The sequence below is a fragment of the Enterobacter sp. DC4 genome (assembly GCF_000568095.1).
GTDB classification, from domain to species: Bacteria; Pseudomonadota; Gammaproteobacteria; order Enterobacterales; family Enterobacteriaceae; genus Enterobacter; species Enterobacter pseudoroggenkampii.
The window spans coordinates 46,263-62,853 of record NZ_AZUB01000001.1; the positions used below are offsets into that span (position 1 = coordinate 46,263).

General features: G+C 62.9%; 13 protein-coding genes. 9 read left to right on the forward strand and 4 right to left on the reverse strand.

Annotated features, from left to right (window positions below):
- Positions 1 to 6: 6 nt before the first annotated feature.
- Both P349_RS23750 and entF read left to right on the forward strand, forming a co-directional pair.
- Entirely contained in the window at positions 7 to 219 is a 213-nt protein-coding gene (locus P349_RS23750) for an MbtH family protein (RefSeq protein ID WP_032649621.1), read from the forward strand.
- Positions 216 to 4,073, forward strand: a complete 3,858-nt coding sequence (gene entF / locus P349_RS23745; protein WP_032649619.1) for an enterobactin non-ribosomal peptide synthetase EntF — start codon at positions 216 to 218, stop codon at positions 4,071 to 4,073. Before P349_RS23750 ends, entF begins: the two co-directional genes overlap by 4 nt.
- A gap of 67 nt (positions 4,074 to 4,140) precedes the next feature.
- On the opposite strand, the gene fepC is transcribed toward entF, so the two are convergent.
- Genes fepC through fepD form a run of 3 tightly spaced genes read right to left on the reverse strand, consistent with a single transcriptional unit; the run spans position 4,141 to position 6,931 of the window.
- The gene (gene fepC / locus P349_RS23740) at positions 4,141 to 4,941 is read right to left on the reverse strand and encodes an iron-enterobactin ABC transporter ATP-binding protein (protein ID WP_032649617.1); all 801 of its coding nucleotides are present in this window, start codon (positions 4,939 to 4,941) and stop codon (positions 4,141 to 4,143) included.
- Positions 4,938 to 5,927 carry an iron-enterobactin ABC transporter permease gene (gene fepG / locus P349_RS23735; protein ID WP_152540083.1) on the reverse strand — a complete coding sequence of 330 codons (990 nt, stop codon included), beginning with the start codon at positions 5,925 to 5,927 and terminating at the stop codon, positions 4,938 to 4,940. The genes fepC and fepG overlap by 4 nt, the downstream gene beginning before the upstream one ends.
- Positions 5,927 to 6,931 (reverse strand): Fe(3+)-siderophore ABC transporter permease, encoded by a 1,005-nt coding sequence (fepD, locus tag P349_RS23730; RefSeq protein WP_032649613.1) that lies wholly within the window; start codon positions 6,929 to 6,931, stop codon positions 5,927 to 5,929. Before fepD ends, fepG begins: the two co-directional genes overlap by 1 nt.
- A 108-nt stretch (positions 6,932 to 7,039) precedes the next feature.
- Between fepD and entS the strand changes: the two genes are divergently transcribed.
- Complete coding sequence (gene entS, locus P349_RS23725; RefSeq protein ID WP_032649611.1) at positions 7,040 to 8,275, forward strand: enterobactin transporter EntS; 1,236 nt, start codon at positions 7,040 to 7,042, stop codon at positions 8,273 to 8,275.
- Positions 8,276 to 8,358: 83 nt separating this feature from the next.
- On the opposite strand, the gene fepB is transcribed toward entS, so the two are convergent.
- On the reverse strand, positions 8,359 to 9,318 hold the full coding sequence (fepB, locus tag P349_RS23720) for a Fe2+-enterobactin ABC transporter substrate-binding protein (RefSeq protein ID WP_032649610.1): 960 nt from the start codon (positions 9,316 to 9,318) through the stop codon (positions 8,359 to 8,361).
- A gap of 188 nt (positions 9,319 to 9,506) precedes the next feature.
- On the opposite strand from fepB, the gene entC reads away from it, so the two are divergent.
- The 6 genes from entC to cstA all read left to right on the forward strand — a co-directional run bounded on the left by entC (position 9,507) and on the right by cstA (position 16,589).
- Complete coding sequence (gene entC / locus P349_RS23715; RefSeq protein WP_032649608.1) at positions 9,507 to 10,682, forward strand: isochorismate synthase EntC; 1,176 nt, start codon at positions 9,507 to 9,509, stop codon at positions 10,680 to 10,682.
- Between the two features lie 9 nt (positions 10,683 to 10,691).
- Positions 10,692 to 12,302 (forward strand): (2,3-dihydroxybenzoyl)adenylate synthase EntE, encoded by a 1,611-nt coding sequence (entE, locus tag P349_RS23710; RefSeq protein ID WP_032649606.1) that lies wholly within the window; start codon positions 10,692 to 10,694, stop codon positions 12,300 to 12,302.
- 10 nt (positions 12,303 to 12,312) lie between these two features.
- Complete coding sequence (locus P349_RS23705; RefSeq protein WP_032649604.1) at positions 12,313 to 13,167, forward strand: isochorismatase; 855 nt, start codon at positions 12,313 to 12,315, stop codon at positions 13,165 to 13,167.
- Positions 13,164 to 13,919 carry a 2,3-dihydro-2,3-dihydroxybenzoate dehydrogenase EntA gene (gene entA / locus P349_RS23700; RefSeq protein WP_193745645.1) on the forward strand — a complete coding sequence of 252 codons (756 nt, stop codon included), beginning with the start codon at positions 13,164 to 13,166 and terminating at the stop codon, positions 13,917 to 13,919. The genes P349_RS23705 and entA overlap by 4 nt, the downstream gene beginning before the upstream one ends.
- 1 nt (position 13,920) lies before the next feature.
- Positions 13,921 to 14,334 carry a proofreading thioesterase EntH gene (gene entH / locus P349_RS23695; RefSeq protein WP_032649601.1) on the forward strand — a complete coding sequence of 138 codons (414 nt, stop codon included), beginning with the start codon at positions 13,921 to 13,923 and terminating at the stop codon, positions 14,332 to 14,334.
- 149 nt (positions 14,335 to 14,483) lie between these two features.
- Entirely contained in the window at positions 14,484 to 16,589 is a 2,106-nt protein-coding gene (gene cstA, locus P349_RS23690) for a pyruvate/proton symporter CstA (protein ID WP_032649600.1), read from the forward strand.
- Positions 16,590 to 16,591: the final 2 nt, after the last annotated feature.

Below are 16,591 nucleotides of genomic sequence, written 5' to 3' on the forward strand. Positions count from 1 at the left end.
GTCTGTATGGAATTCAGCAATCCTTTCGATAATCCGCAGGGACAGTTCGCCATTTTGCAAAACGACCAGGGGCAGTACAGCCTGTGGCCGCAGCAGTGCGAACTGCCGGCGGGGTGGCACGTGGTGTGTGAAGCACAGTCTCAGGAGGCGTGCCAGCAGTGGCTTGTCGGGCACTGGCAAACGCTTGAGCCGTCTTATTTTGCGAGGGAGAACGCATGATCCGTCTTCCTCTCGTCGCCGCCCAGCCGGGGATCTGGATGGCGGAACAGCTGTCCACGCTGCCAAACGCCTGGAGCGTGGCGCACTACACCGAGCTGAAAGGCGAGATCGACGCGCCGCTGCTGGCAAAAGCGATTGCTGAAGGCATGATGCAGGCCGATACCCTGCGGATGCGTTTTGCCGAGGAGAACGGCGAGGTGTGGCAGTGGGTGGACGAGTCCACGATCCTGCCTGAGCCGTCCATCGTTCGCGTTAACTCTCATGACGACGCCATGACGCTGATGGAATCCGATCTTGACCAGAACCTGCGCGTCGACAGCGGTCAGCCGCTGGCGTTTCAGCAACTGATTCAGGTGGGTAAAAGCCACTGGTACTGGTATCAGCGATATCATCATCTGGTGGTGGATGGCTTCAGTTTCCCGGCGATTACCCGCCAGATCGCCGCGATTTACGCCGCGTGGAAAAAGGGCGAACCTACGCCCGCATCTCCGTTTACGCCGTTTGCCGAGGTGGTGGACGAGTATCAGCGCTATCGCGACAGCGAGGCGTATGCGCGCGACGGTGCCTTTTGGGCAGAGCAGCGCAAGGAACTGCCTTCTCCGGTCTCGCTCTCCTCCACGCCGCTGCCGGGCCGAGCCGCGACAACGGATATCCTGCGCCTGAAAATCGCCGCCGACGGCCGCGCCTTCAGCCAGCTTGCACAGGCGGCAGGGCAGGCGCAGCGTACCGACCTGGCGCTTGCGCTGGTAGCGCTCTGGCTGGGCCGCCTGACCGGACGGCTGGACTACGCCGCCGGGTTTATCTTTATGCGCCGCATGGGTTCCGCGGCGCTCACCGCGACCGGGCCGGTGCTTAACGTCCTGCCGCTGGCGGTCAATATCGATCCGCAGGAGAGCCTGCCCTCGCTGGCGCTGCGCCTGGCGAACCAGCTGAAAAAAATGCGCCGCCACCAGCGCTACGACGCCGAGCAGATCGTGCGCGACAGCGGGAAAGCAGCGGGCGATGAAGCGCTGTTCGGCCCGGTGCTGAACGTTAAAGTGTTCGACTACCAGCTGGATATCGACGGCGTGGAGGCCATCACCCACACGCTGGCGACCGGCCCGGTGAACGACCTTGAGCTGGCGCTGTTCCCGGACGAGCAGGGCGGGTTGAGCATTGAGATCCTCGCCAATAAGCAGCGCTACGATGAAGTGACGCTTTCCCGACACGTCGCGCGTCTGAACTCGATGCTAATGCAGTTTGCGGCTAATCCGGACCTGCGCTGTGGCGAAGTGGAAACCGTTTCAGAGCAGGAATACGCTCAGCTGGCCCGCATCAACGATACCGGACTGGCGCTGCCGTCCACCACGCTCGCGGATCTGGTGGCGGAGCAGGCGAGCAAAACGCCGGACGCGCCCGCGCTGGCGGATGCGCACGTTGAACTCAGTTATCGCCAGATGCGCGAGCAGGTCATCGCGCTGGCAAACCTGCTGCGCGCGCGCGGCGTGAAGCCGGGCGACAGCGTGGCGGTGGCCCTGCCGCGCTCGGTATTCCTGACGTTAGCATTGCACGGCATTGTGGAGGCGGGCGCCGCGTGGCTGCCGCTCGACACCGGCTATCCGGACGACCGCCTGCGGATGATGCTTGAAGACGCGAAGCCGTCCCTGCTCATTACTACCGACGAACAGCTTCCGCGCTTTAGCGATCTGCCGATTACGACGTTTAGTTACAACACACTGTTACCGGCTGCGGGTGCTGAGCCGCTGCGACTGGCAAAGCCGGAGCAGACGGCGTACATCATCTTTACCTCCGGCTCGACGGGGCGCCCTAAAGGGGTCATGGTCGGCCAAACCGCCATCGTTAACCGCCTGAAGTGGATGCAGGATCATTACCCGCTGGACGCGACGGACGTGGTGGCGCAGAAAACGCCGTGCAGCTTTGACGTGTCGGTGTGGGAGTTCTGGTGGCCGTTTATCGCCGGGGCGAAGCTGGTGATGGCCGAGCCGGACGCGCACCGCGATCCTCAGGCGATGCAGAGCTTCTTCACCCGGTACGGAGTGACCACCACCCACTTCGTGCCGTCGATGCTGGCGGCGTTTGTTGCCTCGCTGACGCCGGAAAACGTTGCGTGCTGTAAAACCCTTAAGCAGGTGTTCTGCAGCGGCGAAGCGCTGCCAACCGAACTGTGCTGCGAGTGGGAGCAGTTGACCCATGCGCCGCTGCACAACCTCTATGGCCCAACCGAAGCGGCGGTGGACGTCAGCTGGTATCCGGCGTTTGGTCCCGAGCTGGCGGCGGTGGAGGGCAACAGCGTGCCGATCGGCTTCCCGGTATGGAACACGGGGCTGCGCATTCTGGACGCGATGATGCGCCCGGTGCCGTTCGGCGTGGCGGGCGATCTCTACCTCACTGGCATTCAGCTGGCGCAGGGGTATCTTGGCCGTCCGGATCTCACCGCCAGCCGCTTTATCGCCGACCCGTTTGCGCCGGGCGAGCGGATGTACCGCACCGGTGACGTTGCCCGCTGGCTGGACAACGGCGCGGTGGAATATCTCGGCCGCAGCGACGATCAGCTGAAAATTCGCGGCCAGCGCATCGAGCTGGGTGAAATCGACCGGGCGATGCTGTCGCTGCCGGACGTAGCCCAGGCCGTGGCGCACGCCTGCGTGTTCAACCAGGCGGCGGCAACGGGCGGCGATGCCCGGCAGCTGGTGGGGTACGTGGTTTCCGAATCCGGCTTACCGCTGGATCGCGACGCGCTGCTGGAATCGCTCAAAGCGCAGCTGCCGCCGCATATGGTGCCGGTGGTGCTGCTGCAAATCAGCGCGCTGCCGCTGAGTGCGAACGGGAAGCTAGACCGCAAGGCGCTGCCGCTGCCGGAGCTGACGGGTAAAACCTCCGGACGTGCGCCGGAAAGCGAATCCGAAATCGCCGTCGCTCAGGCCTTTGCCGCGCTGCTGGGCTGCGAGGTGAACGACATTGAGGCCGACTTCTTTGCCCTCGGCGGCCACTCGCTGCTGGCGATGCGCCTGGCCGCGCAGCTAAGCCGCGCGTTCGAGCGCAAGGTTACGCCGGGGCAGATTATGGTCGCCTCGACGGTGAGCAAGCTCGGCGCGCTGCTGGACTCGCAGATGAGTGACGAGCAGGCGCAGCGTCTGGGGTATGAAACGCTTCTGCCGCTGCGCGAGAGCGACGGCCCGACGCTATTCTGCTTCCATCCGGCGTCCGGCTTCGCCTGGCAGTTTAGCGTGCTGGCGCGCTACCTCAGCCCACGCTGGTCAATCGTCGGCGTTCAGTCGCCGCGTCCGGACGGGCCGATGCAGCAGTGTGCGGATCTGGATGGAGTGATTGAGCATCATCTGAATACGCTGCGTATGCAGCAGCCGCAAGGGCCGTATTATCTGTTCGGCTATTCCCTCGGGGGTACGCTGGCACAAGGGATTGCAGCCCGTCTGCGCGAGCAGGGTGAAGAGGTGGCCTTCCTCGGCCTGCTGGATACCTGGCCGCCGGAAACCCAGAACTGGGCGGAGAAAGAGGCCAACGGCCTCGACCCGGAAGTGCTGGCGGAAATCGAGCGCGAGCGTCAGGCGTTTATCGCCGCCCAGCAGGGGCAGGGCTCCAGCGAGCTGTTTAACGCGATTGAAGGCAACTATGCCGACGCGGTGCGGTTGCTCACCACGGCGCACAGCGCGCGGTTTGACGGCAAAGCGACGCTGTTCGTCGCCGAGCGCACCCGAACGATGGATCCGCAGGTTGCCTGGGCGCCGTGGGTGGCGGAACTGGAGGTGTACAGTCAGGACTGCGCCCACGTGGATATCATTTCACCGCAGGCGTTTGAGAAGATAGGGTCGGTGTTGAGGGAGATATTGGGGTAACGTCAAAAGCGCCGGGTGGTGTTGGGTTTGCTCCCTCTCCCCGTGGGAGAGGGCCGGGGTGAGGGCATCAGACCGCACGTTTTCCCAACGGCACCACCAGCGGTGTGCCCGCCACCGGATCGTCAATAATCATGCAGCGCATGCCGTAGATCCGCTCGATCAGCTCCGGCGTCACAATCTCTTTCGGCGCGCCCTGCGCCACAATCTCACCGTCTCGCAAGGCAATCAGGTGCGTGGCGTAGCGGCACGCCTGGTTTAAATCGTGCAGCACCGCCGCCAGCGTATACCCCTGCGTGCGGTTGAGCTCGCTCAGCAGCTCCAGCAGGTCAATCTGATGGCTGATGTCGAGCCAGGTCGTCGGCTCGTCCAGCAGCATAATCGACGTTTCCTGCGCCAGCACCATCGCGATCCACGCCCGCTGACGCTGTCCGCCGGAGAGGGTGTCTACGCTCTGCTGGGCCAGATCGGTAATCCCCGTCGCCCGCATCGCGCGGTTCACCGCCTCGTCATCTTCCTTGCGCCAGCGGGTAAACAGCGGCTGGTGCGGATAGCGTCCGCGAGAAACAAGCTCCTGCACCGTGATGTCCCCCGGCGTGGTGGCATTTTGCGCCAGCAGCCCGATGCGCCTGGCCACCTCTTTGCTGGCGAAGCGCTGGATCTGCTCCCCGTCGAGGAATACGCTGCCTTCAGCCGGCGTCATCAGGCGGCTCAGGGTGCGCAGCAGGGTCGATTTGCCGCAGCCGTTCGGCCCGATAATTGCCGTGAAGTGGCCGTCCGGAATGGCAACGGATAAGTCACGGGCAATGATTTTTTTGCCGTAGCCAAGAGTGAGGTTTTCGCCGCGCAAGCGGGTGGTTGAATCTGTCATTTCTTGCGAGACTCCTGAACGAGCAAGACGATAAGGTAAATACCGCCGAGGCTGACGGTCACCACGCCCACCGGAAGCTGGTAAGGCATAAACAGCCGCTGGGCGCAGAGATCGGCGGCCAGCAGCAGCAACGCGCCGCACAGCGCCGCCTGAGTTAATCCCCAGCGCGCCGTCCCGCTTAGACGTCGTGCGATATGCGGGGCGACGAGGGCAATAAACGAGATCGGCCCGGTAATCGCGGTGGAGGCGGCGGTCAGCAGTACGGCGACCAGCATCAGCATCAGGCGCGAGCGCTCGACGCCCACGCCCAGCGCGCAGGCGCTGTCGTCGCCCATTTCCAGCAGGCGCATACGCCGCACCAGCAGCAGCGCGCCGATAAACATCAGCACAATCAGCGGCGCGGCGGGCCAGGTTTTGCCCCACGTCAGGCCGTTGAGGGAACCGGCGTACCACAGCCCGGCGGAGAGCGCCGTTTCCAGCGAGGCCTGCAGCAGCAGCCAGGTATTAAAGGCCATCAGCATCGCACGTACGCCGATACCGATAATGATCAGCCGGAAGGTATCGATGCCGTTGCGCCAGGCCAGCGCCCAGATCAGTAAGGAGGTCAGAATGCCGCCTGCCATTGCCGTAAAGGTAATGGCCGTCAGGTGCTGACCAAACAGCACCATCGCCACCAGCACGCCGCTCCAGGCCCCGGTATTGAGGCCCATCACGTCCGGGCTGCCGAGCGGGTTGCGCATCAGCGACTGGAATATCGCACCGCTCACGCCGAGCGCGGCGCCGACCAGAATCGCCATCGCCACGCGCGGCAGTCGCCATTCGGTGACAACCAGGGTGATATTGCGTGACGCGCTGCCGAGCAGGGCGTCAAAGACCTGTGCAAAATCGAGCATCACCGCGCCGCTTTGCAGGCTCCAGACCGCCAGCAACAGAATGGCGATGAGCAGCAGCGAGACGCTGGTGAGTAAACGACGGGACGGGGCCATCATGCGCCACCTCCGCGTTTACGACGAACCAGGAAGATCAGCACCGGCGCGCCGATAAAGGCGCTGACCACCGAGACGCGCAGTTCGCCGGGCACCAGCAGGCGGCCCAGCACGTCGGCAAACAGCAGCAGGGCAGGGGTGGCCAGCAGCGTCACCGGCAGCGACCAGCGGTGATCCGCACCTACCAGCCAGCGCGCCATGTGCGGCATCATCAGGCCAATAAAGGCGATCGGGCCGACCACGGAGGTCGCGCTGCCGCACAGCACGGTGATGGCGCACAGACCAATCATCTGCGTACGTGCCACGCGGTTGCCGAGGGCTGTTGCGGTGTCGCTGCCGAGGCTCAGGCTGTTGAGCGCCCGACTTAAAAACAGCGCCACGGCGGCAGCGATAATGACCGGGAATGCCACCACTTTTAGGGTTTCAAGAGTGCGGATATCCAGCGAACCGGCCTGCCAGAAGCGCAGCTGGTCGTAAACGTCCGGGTTGAGCAGGGCGATGCCGTTGGATAAGCCTTCCAGCACCGCCGCGAGCGCCACGCCCGCGAGCGTCAGGCGTACCGGACTCAGCTGCCCGCCGCCCTGGCTGCCGGTAAACGCGACCACCAGCGAGGCGGCCAGCGCGCCGCAGAAGGCCATTACCAGCTGCTCAGAGGGCGAGCTCAGACCGAACAGCGCCGCGCCGAGCACGATGGCAAAGCTGGCGCCGGAGTTGACGCCGAGAATGCCGGGGTCCGCCAGCGGATTACGGGTAAGGGTTTGCATCAGGGCACCGGCAAGGCCGAGCGCGCCACCGGCCAGCAGTCCGGCAAGGGTGCGGGGCAGGCGGGCGTCGAGCACAATGACGCAGTCGGCGCTCTGGCAGGTACCGGAGAGCGCATCAACGATAACGGACGCGGGCAGAGGCTTCGCGCCAACCAGCAGGCTGAGTGCAATCGCCAGGCTCAATAGCAGCAATAAAACGGGCACGGCAACGGCGCGCACCGAAGAAGAGGAAAACGACATAGCAACATCCATGATTTGGTAATGATAGTGATTATCGTTATCTATCTTATTTGGCTATGTTAGCATGTGCGCCCATGGAATGGGTAGAATTACACTCAAGGCTTTGTCATGAATCAAAAATCCTGGCTGCTCAACCTCAGCCTGCTCAAAACGCACCCGGCGTATCGCGCCGTTTTTATCGCTCGTTTTATCTCCATTTTATCCCTCGGCCTGCTCGGCGTGGCCGTGCCGGTCCAGATCCAGACTATGACCCACTCCAGCTGGCTGGTGGGGTTATCGGTGACGTTAACCGGCGGAGCGATGTTTATCGGCCTGATGGTCGGCGGCGTAATGGCGGACCGCTACGAGCGCAAGAAGCTGATCCTGCTGGCGCGCGGCACCTGCGGCGTGGGCTTTATCGGGCTGTGCCTGAACGCGATGCTGCCGGAGCCGTCGCTGATCGCCATTTATGCCCTCGGGCTGTGGGACGGTTTCTTTGCCTCCTTAGGCGTGACGGCGCTGCTGGCGGCGACGCCCGCGCTGGTCGGGCGCGAGAACCTGATGCAGGCGGGGGCGATTACTATGCTCACCGTGCGCCTCGGCTCGGTGATTTCACCGATGGTAGGCGGCCTGCTGTTGGCGACCGGCAACGTGGCGTGGAACTACGGGCTGGCGGCGGCGGGGACCTTTATCACCACGCTGACCCTGCTGCGCCTGCCGCTGCTGCCGCCTCCGCCGCAGCCGCGCGAGCATCCGCTAAAATCGCTGATGGCCGCTATTCGTTTTCTGTTCAGCAACCCGCTGATTGGCGGGATTGCGCTGCTCGGCGGCCTGCTGACGATGGCGAGCGCCGTGCGCGTGCTGTACCCGGCATTAGCGGGAGAGTGGCAAATGAGCGCCTCGGAAATTGGCGTGCTGTACGCCGCCATTCCGCTCGGCGCGGCCTGCGGGGCGCTGACCAGCGGGAACCTGGCGCAGAGCGAGCGTCCGGGGCTGATTATGCTGCTTGCCACGCTGGCGTCGTTTATCGCCATCGGCTTCTTTAGCCTGATGCCGGTGTGGGCGCTGGGCGTGTTGTGTCTGGTGATTTTCGGCTGGCTGAGCGCCATCAGCTCGCTGTTGCAGTACACCCTGATCCAGACCCAGACGCCGGAAGGGATGCTCGGGCGCATCAACGGCCTGTGGACGGCGCAGAACGTGACGGGTGATGCCATCGGCGCGGCGATCCTCGGCGGGCTGGGGGCGATAATGACCCCGGCGGCGTCGGCGAGCAGCAGCGGGTTTGCGTTAGCGATGGTTGGTGGGATTTTGTTCGTGGCGTTGGTGGAATTGCGGCGGTTCAGGCAGGAGAGTGCCCCGGTGTGATTTGCCGGGTGGCGGCTGCGCCTTACCGGGCCTACATTTTGCACCCGTAGGCCCGGTAAGCGAAGCGCCACCGGGCGCAGGCATTACCCGAAAATTGCCTCTAAACGCTGCAACACCAACATCGCGCTGTAATAATCCAGGCGGAACGTCTCCGTTCCCAGCGCCCAGACGCGCTTGTTCTTCACCGACGGCAGATGCGCGAGCAGCGGGTTGGCGTAAATCGCCTTCACGTCTTTCTCGTCACCGGCAAACACAAACAGCCCCTCGCCGTTCAGCCCCGTCGCCAGATTTTCCCCGCCCAGCTGGATAATGTCGTGGCGCTTACCCTGGCTAGTTGAGGTCTGCAATCCGGGAGGCAGCTCCGCCAGCGCAAAGCCCAACTGGTGCAGCAGCTTGCCCTGCGCGGATTCCGCGGTCCACAGGTTGGCGCTGTGCGCGGCGGCGGTGTAGACGATGGCGTTCACCGGCTGCGGCGGCAGCTTCATCTGCTGTTTCACCTGCGCGAGCTGTTTATCAAACGCGGCAATGCGCTCTGCGGCCTGCTTTTCCTGTCCGGTGATGGTGCCCAACTGGGTCAGCAGCGCCTGCCAGCTCTTGTCGTCGTAGTTGATGATAAGCGTTGGGGCGATGGCGGAGAGCTGATCGTACAGCGCCAGCGCGGAATCCCCGCCGGTGGCGCTGATCAAAATCAGGTCCGGCATTTGCGCGGCGACCGCTTCAGCGCTCGGCTCGCCAATGTACAGTCGCGCAACCTTCCGCTGCTTCGCGATATCACCCCACTGGCGCAGGAAGCCCTGCCCATCAGCCACGCGGTTATTCGGCGTGGTCGCGCCGCTGGCGACGACCGGTGCGTCAATCGCCAGCAGGGAGCCGGTTAAGGTCACGCTGGTGGAGACAATGCGCGTCGGTTTGCTCTCAAGCGTGTGAACGCCGCGGCTGTCGGTTACCTGACGCGGCCAGTCGGCGGCAGCGGCTGAGGCAAGTCCGAAAACAATAAGTCCAGGTAAAAGCAGGGTAATACGAAATACGGCGGGGAATTTCACAGCGCGACATCCTGTTTTTGTTGAAGATAATGCTTCTCATTTTTATGGTTGCCGCGAAGGGATGCAAGCTTTTGTCGCACAAGTTATTTGCCCGACGGTTGACAGCGAAGCGATGTGGGATTAGGTTAGCCGACGAAAATATAAATGATAATCATTATTGCTTCTTTTATCATTTTGAGGAGGATGATATGGATACGTCCCTGGCTGAGGAAGTTCAGCACACCGCAACCACGCTCGAATCAGACCGCTTTTTCTTTATGTCGCCTTACCGCAGCTTTACCACGTCCGGCTGCTTTGCCCGCTTCAGTGAACCCGCCGTTGGCGGCGACGATCCGGCAGGCCGTTTCCAGCAGAAATTAGCCCAGGCTTTCCAGAACGCGAAGGCCAGCGGCATCGCCCATCCGGTGATGGTAGGGGCTATCCCGTTCGATACCCGCAAGCCATCCTCTCTGTTTATTCCACAGCGCTGGCAGACCTTTTCCCGTCCGGCGCGTCAGCAGTCTTCACGCTATTTTTCCGGCTCGCAGGCGCTGAAGGTGGAACAACGCACCGAGATCCCGCCGCAGCCTGTGTTCGAAGAGATGGTCGCCCGCGCCGCGTCGCTCACTGCCACGCCGCAGGTGAACAAGGTGGTGCTGTCGCGCCTGATTGATATCGCGACCGACAAACACATTGATAGCGGCGCGCTGATGGAGCGCCTGATCGCCCAGAACCCGGCGAGCTTTAACTTCCACGTGCCGCTGGAAGACGGCGGCGTGCTGCTGGGCGCCAGCCCGGAGCTGCTGCTGCGCAAAGAGGGTGGGCACTTTAGCTCGCTGCCGCTGGCAGGCTCCGCGCGCCGTCAGCCGGACGACGTGCTTGATCGTGAAGCAGGCAACAAGCTGCTGGCCTCTGAAAAAGACCGTCACGAGCACGACCTGGTGACCCAGGCGATGAAAGCCATTCTGGCACCGCGCAGCCACCATCTCAGCATGCCGGATTCGCCTCAGTTGATTACCACGCCGACGCTGTGGCATCTGGCGACGCCGGTTGAAGGTGACGCGCGTGAAAACGAAAACGCCCTGACCCTGGCCTGCCTTCTGCACCCGACGCCGGCGCTGAGCGGTTTCCCGCATCAGGTGGCGAAAGAGCTGATCGCCGAGCTGGAGCCGTTCGACCGCGAGCTGTTCGGCGGCATCGTCGGCTGGTGCGACAGCGAAGGCAACGGCGAGTGGGTGGTGACCATCCGCTGCGCGCGTCTTCGCGAAAATACCGTTCGCCTGTTTGCCGGTGCGGGCATTGTGCCTGCCTCCTCGCCGGTGGGCGAGTGGCGCGAAACCGGCGTGAAGCTCTCCACCATGCTCAACGTGTTTGGTTTGCACTAAGGAAGACTCATGACCATTCCCTTTACCCGCTGGCCTGAGGCATTTGCCCGCCGCTACCGTGAAAAAGGCTACTGGCAGGATCTGCCGTTGACCCACATCCTGACCGATCGGGCGGACAGCGATGCGGTGGCGATTATCGATGGCGATCGCCACATTACCTACCGCGCGCTGAATCAGGCCGTAAACAACCTGGCCTCAGCCCTTCAGGCGCGTGGACTGCAGCGTGGCGAGACGGCGCTGGTGCAGCTTGGCAACGTGGCCGAGTTCTACATGACCTTCTTCGCGCTGCTGCAAATCGGCGTCGCGCCGGTCAACGCGCTCTTTAGCCACCAGCGCAGCGAGCTGAACGCCTACGCGGCGCAGATCAACCCCGCCGTGCTGATCGCCGATCGCGACCATGCGCTGTTTGCGGGCGATGATTTTCTTCATGCCTTTGTGGATGAACATCGCTCGGTGCGCGTCGTGCTCCTGCGCGGCGATAAGGGTGAATATGCCCTGGACGCGGCGATTGCGCGCCCGGCGGACAACTTCATCCCGAACCCGACGCCCGCCGACGAAGTGGCGTTCTTCCAGCTCTCCGGCGGCAGCACCGGTACGCCGAAGCTGATCCCGCGGACGCACAACGACTATGACTACAGCATTCGCCGCAGCAACGAGATCTGCGGTATCACTGCACATACCCGGTATCTGAACGCGCTGCCCGCGGCGCATAACTACGCCATGAGCTCGCCGGGGTCGTTAGGCGTCTTTACCGCGGGCGGCTGCGTGGTGCTGGCGAACGATCCGAGCGCCACGCTCTGCTTCCCGCTGATCGAACAGCATCAGATTAACGTCACCTCGCTGGTCCCGCCGGCGGTGAGCCTCTGGCTGCAAGCGATTGCCGACGGCGCGGGCAACGCGCAGCTTGCGTCGCTGAAGCTGCTGCAGGTGGGCGGCGCACGCCTCTCCGCCACGCTCGCGGCGCGCATTCCGGCAGAAATCGGCTGCCAGCTTCAGCAGGTGTTCGGCATGGCGGAAGGGCTGGTGAACTACACCGCGCTCGACGACGCGCCGGAGCGCATCATCAACACCCAGGGCCGCCCGATGTGCCCGGACGACGAAGTGTGGGTGGCGGACGAGCACGGCAACCCGCTGCCGCGCGGGGAAGTCGGGCGTCTGATGACGCGCGGGCCGTATACCTTCCGCGGCTATTTCAACAGCCCGGAACACAACGCCAGCGCCTTCGACGCCGACGGCTTTTACTGCTCCGGGGATCTGATCGCCATTGACGAGCAGGGCTACATCACCGTGCAGGGGCGCGAGAAAGATCAGATCAACCGCGGCGGCGAGAAGATCGCTGCAGAAGAGATCGAAAACCTGCTGCTGCGCCATGAGGCGGTGATCCACGCCGCGCTGGTGAGCATGGAGGATAGCCTGCTGGGTGAGAAGAGCTGCGCGTATCTGGTGGTGAAACAGCCCCTGCGCGCGGTCGAGGTGCGTCGCTTCCTGCGCGAGCAGGGCGTCGCCGAATTCAAGTTGCCGGATCGCGTAGAGAGCGTGGATGCGCTCCCTCTGACGCCGGTCGGCAAAGTCGATAAGAAACAGTTGCGCCTGTGGCTTGCTGAACGCGCCCGGGGCTGAGGAACAGAGTATGGCCATTCCAAAATTAACCGCTTACGCGCTGCCCGCCGCCGCAGAGCTGCCGACCAGCAAGGTGAACTGGGCGTTTGAGCCCGAGCGTGCGGCGCTGCTGATCCACGATATGCAGGAGTATTTCCTGAACTTCTGGGGCGAAAATAGCGCGATGATGCAGCAGGTGGTGGCGAATATCGCCAGACTGCGCGCCTTCTGCAAAGCGCACAATATTCCGGTGTACTACACCGCTCAGCCGAAAGAGCAGAGCGACGAAGACCGCGCCCTGCTGAACGACATGTGGGGGCCGGGCCTGACCCGCTCGCCGGAGCAGCAGCGCATCGTCGCAGAGCTGACACCGGACGAAGCGGACACGGTGCTGGTGAAGTGGCGCTACAGCGCGTTTCACCGCTCGCCGCTGGAGCAGATGCTGAAAGAGACGGGACGAAACCAGCTGCTGATTACCGGCGTGTACGCCCACATCGGCTGTATGACCACCGCCACCGACGCCTTTATGCGCGACATTAAGCCGTTCTTCATTGCCGACGCGCTGGCGGACTTCACCCGTGACGAGCATCTGATGTCGCTGAACTACGTGGCAGGACGCTCGGGCCGCGTGGTAATGACCGACGAGCTGCTGCCGTCCGTTCCTGCGACCAAAACCGCGCTGCGCGAGCTGATCCTGCCGCTGCTGGACGAGTCCGACGAGCCGTTAGATGACGAAAACCTGATCGACTACGGCCTGGACTCGGTACGCATGATGGCGCTGGCCGCCCGCTGGCGCAAAGTGCATGGCGACATTGATTTCGTGATGCTGGCAAAAAATCCAACAATCGACGCCTGGTGGGCGCTGCTTTCCCGCGAGGTGAAGTGATGGGACTGGATTTCACCGGCAAAACCGTCTGGGTGACGGGCGCGGGGAAGGGGATTGGCTACGCGACGGCGCTGGCCTTTGTGGACGCAGGCGCGCAGGTGACCGGGTTCGATCTGGCGTTTCCGCAGGATGATTACCCGTTCGCCACCGAAACGCTGGACGTGGCGAACGCCGCGCAGGTACATGAGGTGTGCGGGCGCGTGCTGACTTCGCTCGAACGGCTGGACGTGCTGGTCAACGCGGCGGGCATTCTGCGCATGGGGGCAACGGATCAGCTTTCGCAGGAGGACTGGCAGCAGACCTTCGCGGTCAACGTCGGCGGCGCGTTCAATCTGTTCCAGCTGACCATGGGGCAGTTTCGCCGTCAGCAGGGCGGGGCGATTGTTACCGTGGCGTCCGATGCGGCGCACACGCCGCGCATCGGCATGAGCGCCTATGGCGCATCGAAAGCGGCGCTGAAAAGCCTGGCTCTGACCGTCGGGCTGGAGCTGGCAGGCAGCGGCGTGCGCTGTAATCTGGTGTCGCCGGGCTCAACGGATACCGATATGCAGCGCACCCTGTGGAAAAGCGACGATGCGGAGCAGCAGCGCATCCGCGGCTTCGGCGAGCAGTTTAAGCTCGGCATTCCGCTGGGCAAAATCGCCCGTCCGCAGGAGATTGCCAGCACGGTGCTGTTCCTGGCATCCGATGCCGCCAGCCATATCACCCTCCAGGATATTGTGGTGGACGGCGGTTCCACGCTGGGGGCGTAAGATGATCTGGAAACGTCACATACCGCTCGAGGAGCTGAACGCGACCAGCCTGAACACCCTGGTGGCGCATCTCGGCATCGTCTATACCTGCATCGGGGACGACACGCTGGAAGCGGAGATGCCGGTGGATGCGCGTACCCATCAGCCGTTTGGGCTGCTGCACGGCGGCGCGTCGGCGGCGCTAGCGGAAACGCTGGGCTCAATGGCCGGTTTTCTGATGACCCGCGACGGGCAGAGCGTGGTGGGAATGGAGCTGAACGCCACGCATCATCGCGCGGTCTCCCACGGTAAGGTGCGCGGGGTGTGCCAGCCGCTGCATCTTGGGCGTTCGAGCCAAAGCTGGGAGATCGTGGTCTTCGACGAGCAGGGGCGGCGGTGCTGCACTTGCAGGTTGAGTACGATGGTGTTGGGCTAACCCAGGCAGATCAAAGTGATCGGCTTAACACTGTGGTGTAAATCTCTGGTTTGACCACGCATTATTGCGTTTCAAAGTTGTTAAATTTTTCCTGTTGTTCTAGAAACAAAATGTAACATCTCACTGTTTCACAACAACGGACAACAACTATGAACAACTCAGGGAAATACCTTACATGGGCAGGGCTCTCCGTTGTGGGAGCCTTTGCCCTGGGCTATATCGCCCTCAACCGGGGGGAGCAGATCAACGCGCTCTGGATCGTTGTCGCCTCCGTCTGCATTTATCTGATCGCGTACCGTTTTTATGGCCGCTATATCGCAAAGAACGTGTTAGGCGTTGATGCGACGCGCATGACGCCAGCCGTCCGCCACAACGACGGGCTGGACTACGTGCCGACCGACAAGAAAGTGCTGTTCGGTCACCATTTTGCGGCGATTGCCGGGGCAGGCCCGCTGGTGGGTCCGGTGCTGGCGGCGCAAATGGGTTACCTGCCGGGGATGATCTGGATCCTCGCCGGGGTGGTGTTGGCGGGGGCGGTACAGGACTTTATGGTGCTGTTTGTCTCCACCCGCCGCGACGGACGTTCGCTGGGTGAGCTGGTGAAAGAGGAGATGGGGGCCACCGCCGGGGTGATTGCGCTGGTGGCGACCTTTATGATCATGGTGATCATCCTCGCGGTGCTGGCGATGATAGTGGTGAAAGCGCTGACCCACAGCCCGTGGGGAACCTATACTGTTGCCTTCACCATTCCGCTGGCGCTGTTCATGGGAATCTACATTCGCTATCTGCGCCCGGGGCGCATTGGTGAAGTGTCGGTGATTGGTCTGGTATTCCTCGTGTTCGCCATTATCTCCGGCGGCTGGGTGGCGGAAAGCCCGACCTGGGCGCCGTTCTTCGACTTTACCGGCGTACAGCTGACCTGGATGCTGGTGGGCTACGGCTTTGTGGCGGCGGTGCTGCCGGTGTGGCTGCTGCTGGCTCCGCGTGACTACCTCTCTACTTTCCTGAAAATCGGCACCATCGTCGGGCTGGCGATCGGCATTCTGATTATGCGCCCGACCCTGACCATGCCGGCATTAACCAAATTTATCGACGGCACCGGCCCGGTCTGGACCGGTAACTTGTTCCCGTTCCTGTTTATTACCATTGCCTGCGGCGCGGTGTCCGGCTTCCACGCGCTGATCGCCTCCGGGACGACGCCGAAGATGCTGGCGAATGAAAATCAGGCCTGCCTGATTGGCTACGGCGGCATGCTGATGGAGTCCTTCGTCGCCATCATGGCGTTGGTCTCGGCCTGCATTATCGATCCGGGTGTGTACTTCGCGATGAACAGCCCGATGGCGGTGCTGGCGCCTGCCGGAACCGTTGACGTGGTGGCCTCCGCCGCGCAGGTGGTGAGCGGCTGGGGCTTTGCGATTACTCCTGATACGTTGACGAGCATTGCCAGTGAAGTGGGCGAGCAGTCCATTATCTCCCGCGCGGGCGGGGCGCCGACGCTGGCGGTCGGCATGGCCTACATCCTGCACGGCGCGCTGGGCGGGCTGATGGACGTGTCGTTCTGGTATCACTTCGCCATCCTGTTCGAGGCGCTGTTTATCCTGACGGCGGTGGATGCGGGAACCCGTGCGGCGCGCTTTATGCTGCAGGACCTGCTGGGGGTGATCTCCCCGAACCTGAAGCGTACCGATTCGCTCCCGGCTAACCTGCTGGCGACGGCACTGTGCGTGCTGGCATGGGGCTACTTCCTGCATCAGGGCGTGGTCGATCCGCTGGGTGGGATTAACACCCTCTGGCCGCTGTTCGGTATCGCCAACCAGATGCTGGCGGGCATGGCGCTGATGCTCTGCGCGGTGGTGCTGTTCAAGATGAAGCGCCAGCGTTACGCCTGGGTGGCATTAGTCCCAACCGCGTGGCTGCTGATCTGTACCCTGACGGCGGGCTGGCAGAAAGCCTTCAGCCCGGACAACAAGGTGGGCTTCCTGGCGATCGCCAACAAGTTCCAGGCGATGATCGACAGCGGTAAGATCCCGGCGCAGTACACCGAGTCGCAGCTGTCGCAGCTGGTGTTTAACAACCGTCTGGACGCCGGGCTGACCATCTTCTTTATGGTGGTGGTCGTGGTGCTGGCGTTGTATTCTCTCAAGACCGCGCTGGCGGCGTTGAAAAACGATAAGCCAACGGCGAAAGAGACGCCGTACGAGCCAATGCCTGAAAACCTGGAAGAGATTGTGACCCAGGCGAAAGGGGCGCACTAACC

Bases quoted from the DNA above. Each gene is read 5' to 3' on its own strand.
- P349_RS23750 (WP_032649621.1), top strand. From the start codon at position 7: ATGGAATTCAGCAATCCTTTCGATAATCCGCAGGGACAGTTCGCCATT.
- entF (WP_032649619.1), top strand. From the start codon at position 216: ATGATCCGTCTTCCTCTCGTCGCCGCCCAGCCGGGGATCTGGATGGCG.
- fepC (WP_032649617.1), bottom strand. From the start codon at position 4,941: ATGACAGATTCAACCACCCGCTTGCGCGGCGAAAACCTCACTCTTGGC.
- fepG (WP_152540083.1), bottom strand. From the start codon at position 5,927: ATGGCCCCGTCCCGTCGTTTACTCACCAGCGTCTCGCTGCTGCTCATC.
- fepD (WP_032649613.1), bottom strand. From the start codon at position 6,931: ATGTCGTTTTCCTCTTCTTCGGTGCGCGCCGTTGCCGTGCCCGTTTTA.
- entS (WP_032649611.1), top strand. From the start codon at position 7,040: ATGAATCAAAAATCCTGGCTGCTCAACCTCAGCCTGCTCAAAACGCAC.
- entC (WP_032649608.1), top strand. From the start codon at position 9,507: ATGGATACGTCCCTGGCTGAGGAAGTTCAGCACACCGCAACCACGCTC.
- entE (WP_032649606.1), top strand. From the start codon at position 10,692: ATGACCATTCCCTTTACCCGCTGGCCTGAGGCATTTGCCCGCCGCTAC.
- P349_RS23705 (WP_032649604.1), top strand. From the start codon at position 12,313: ATGGCCATTCCAAAATTAACCGCTTACGCGCTGCCCGCCGCCGCAGAG.
- entH (WP_032649601.1), top strand. From the start codon at position 13,921: ATGATCTGGAAACGTCACATACCGCTCGAGGAGCTGAACGCGACCAGC.
- cstA (WP_032649600.1), top strand. From the start codon at position 14,484: ATGAACAACTCAGGGAAATACCTTACATGGGCAGGGCTCTCCGTTGTG.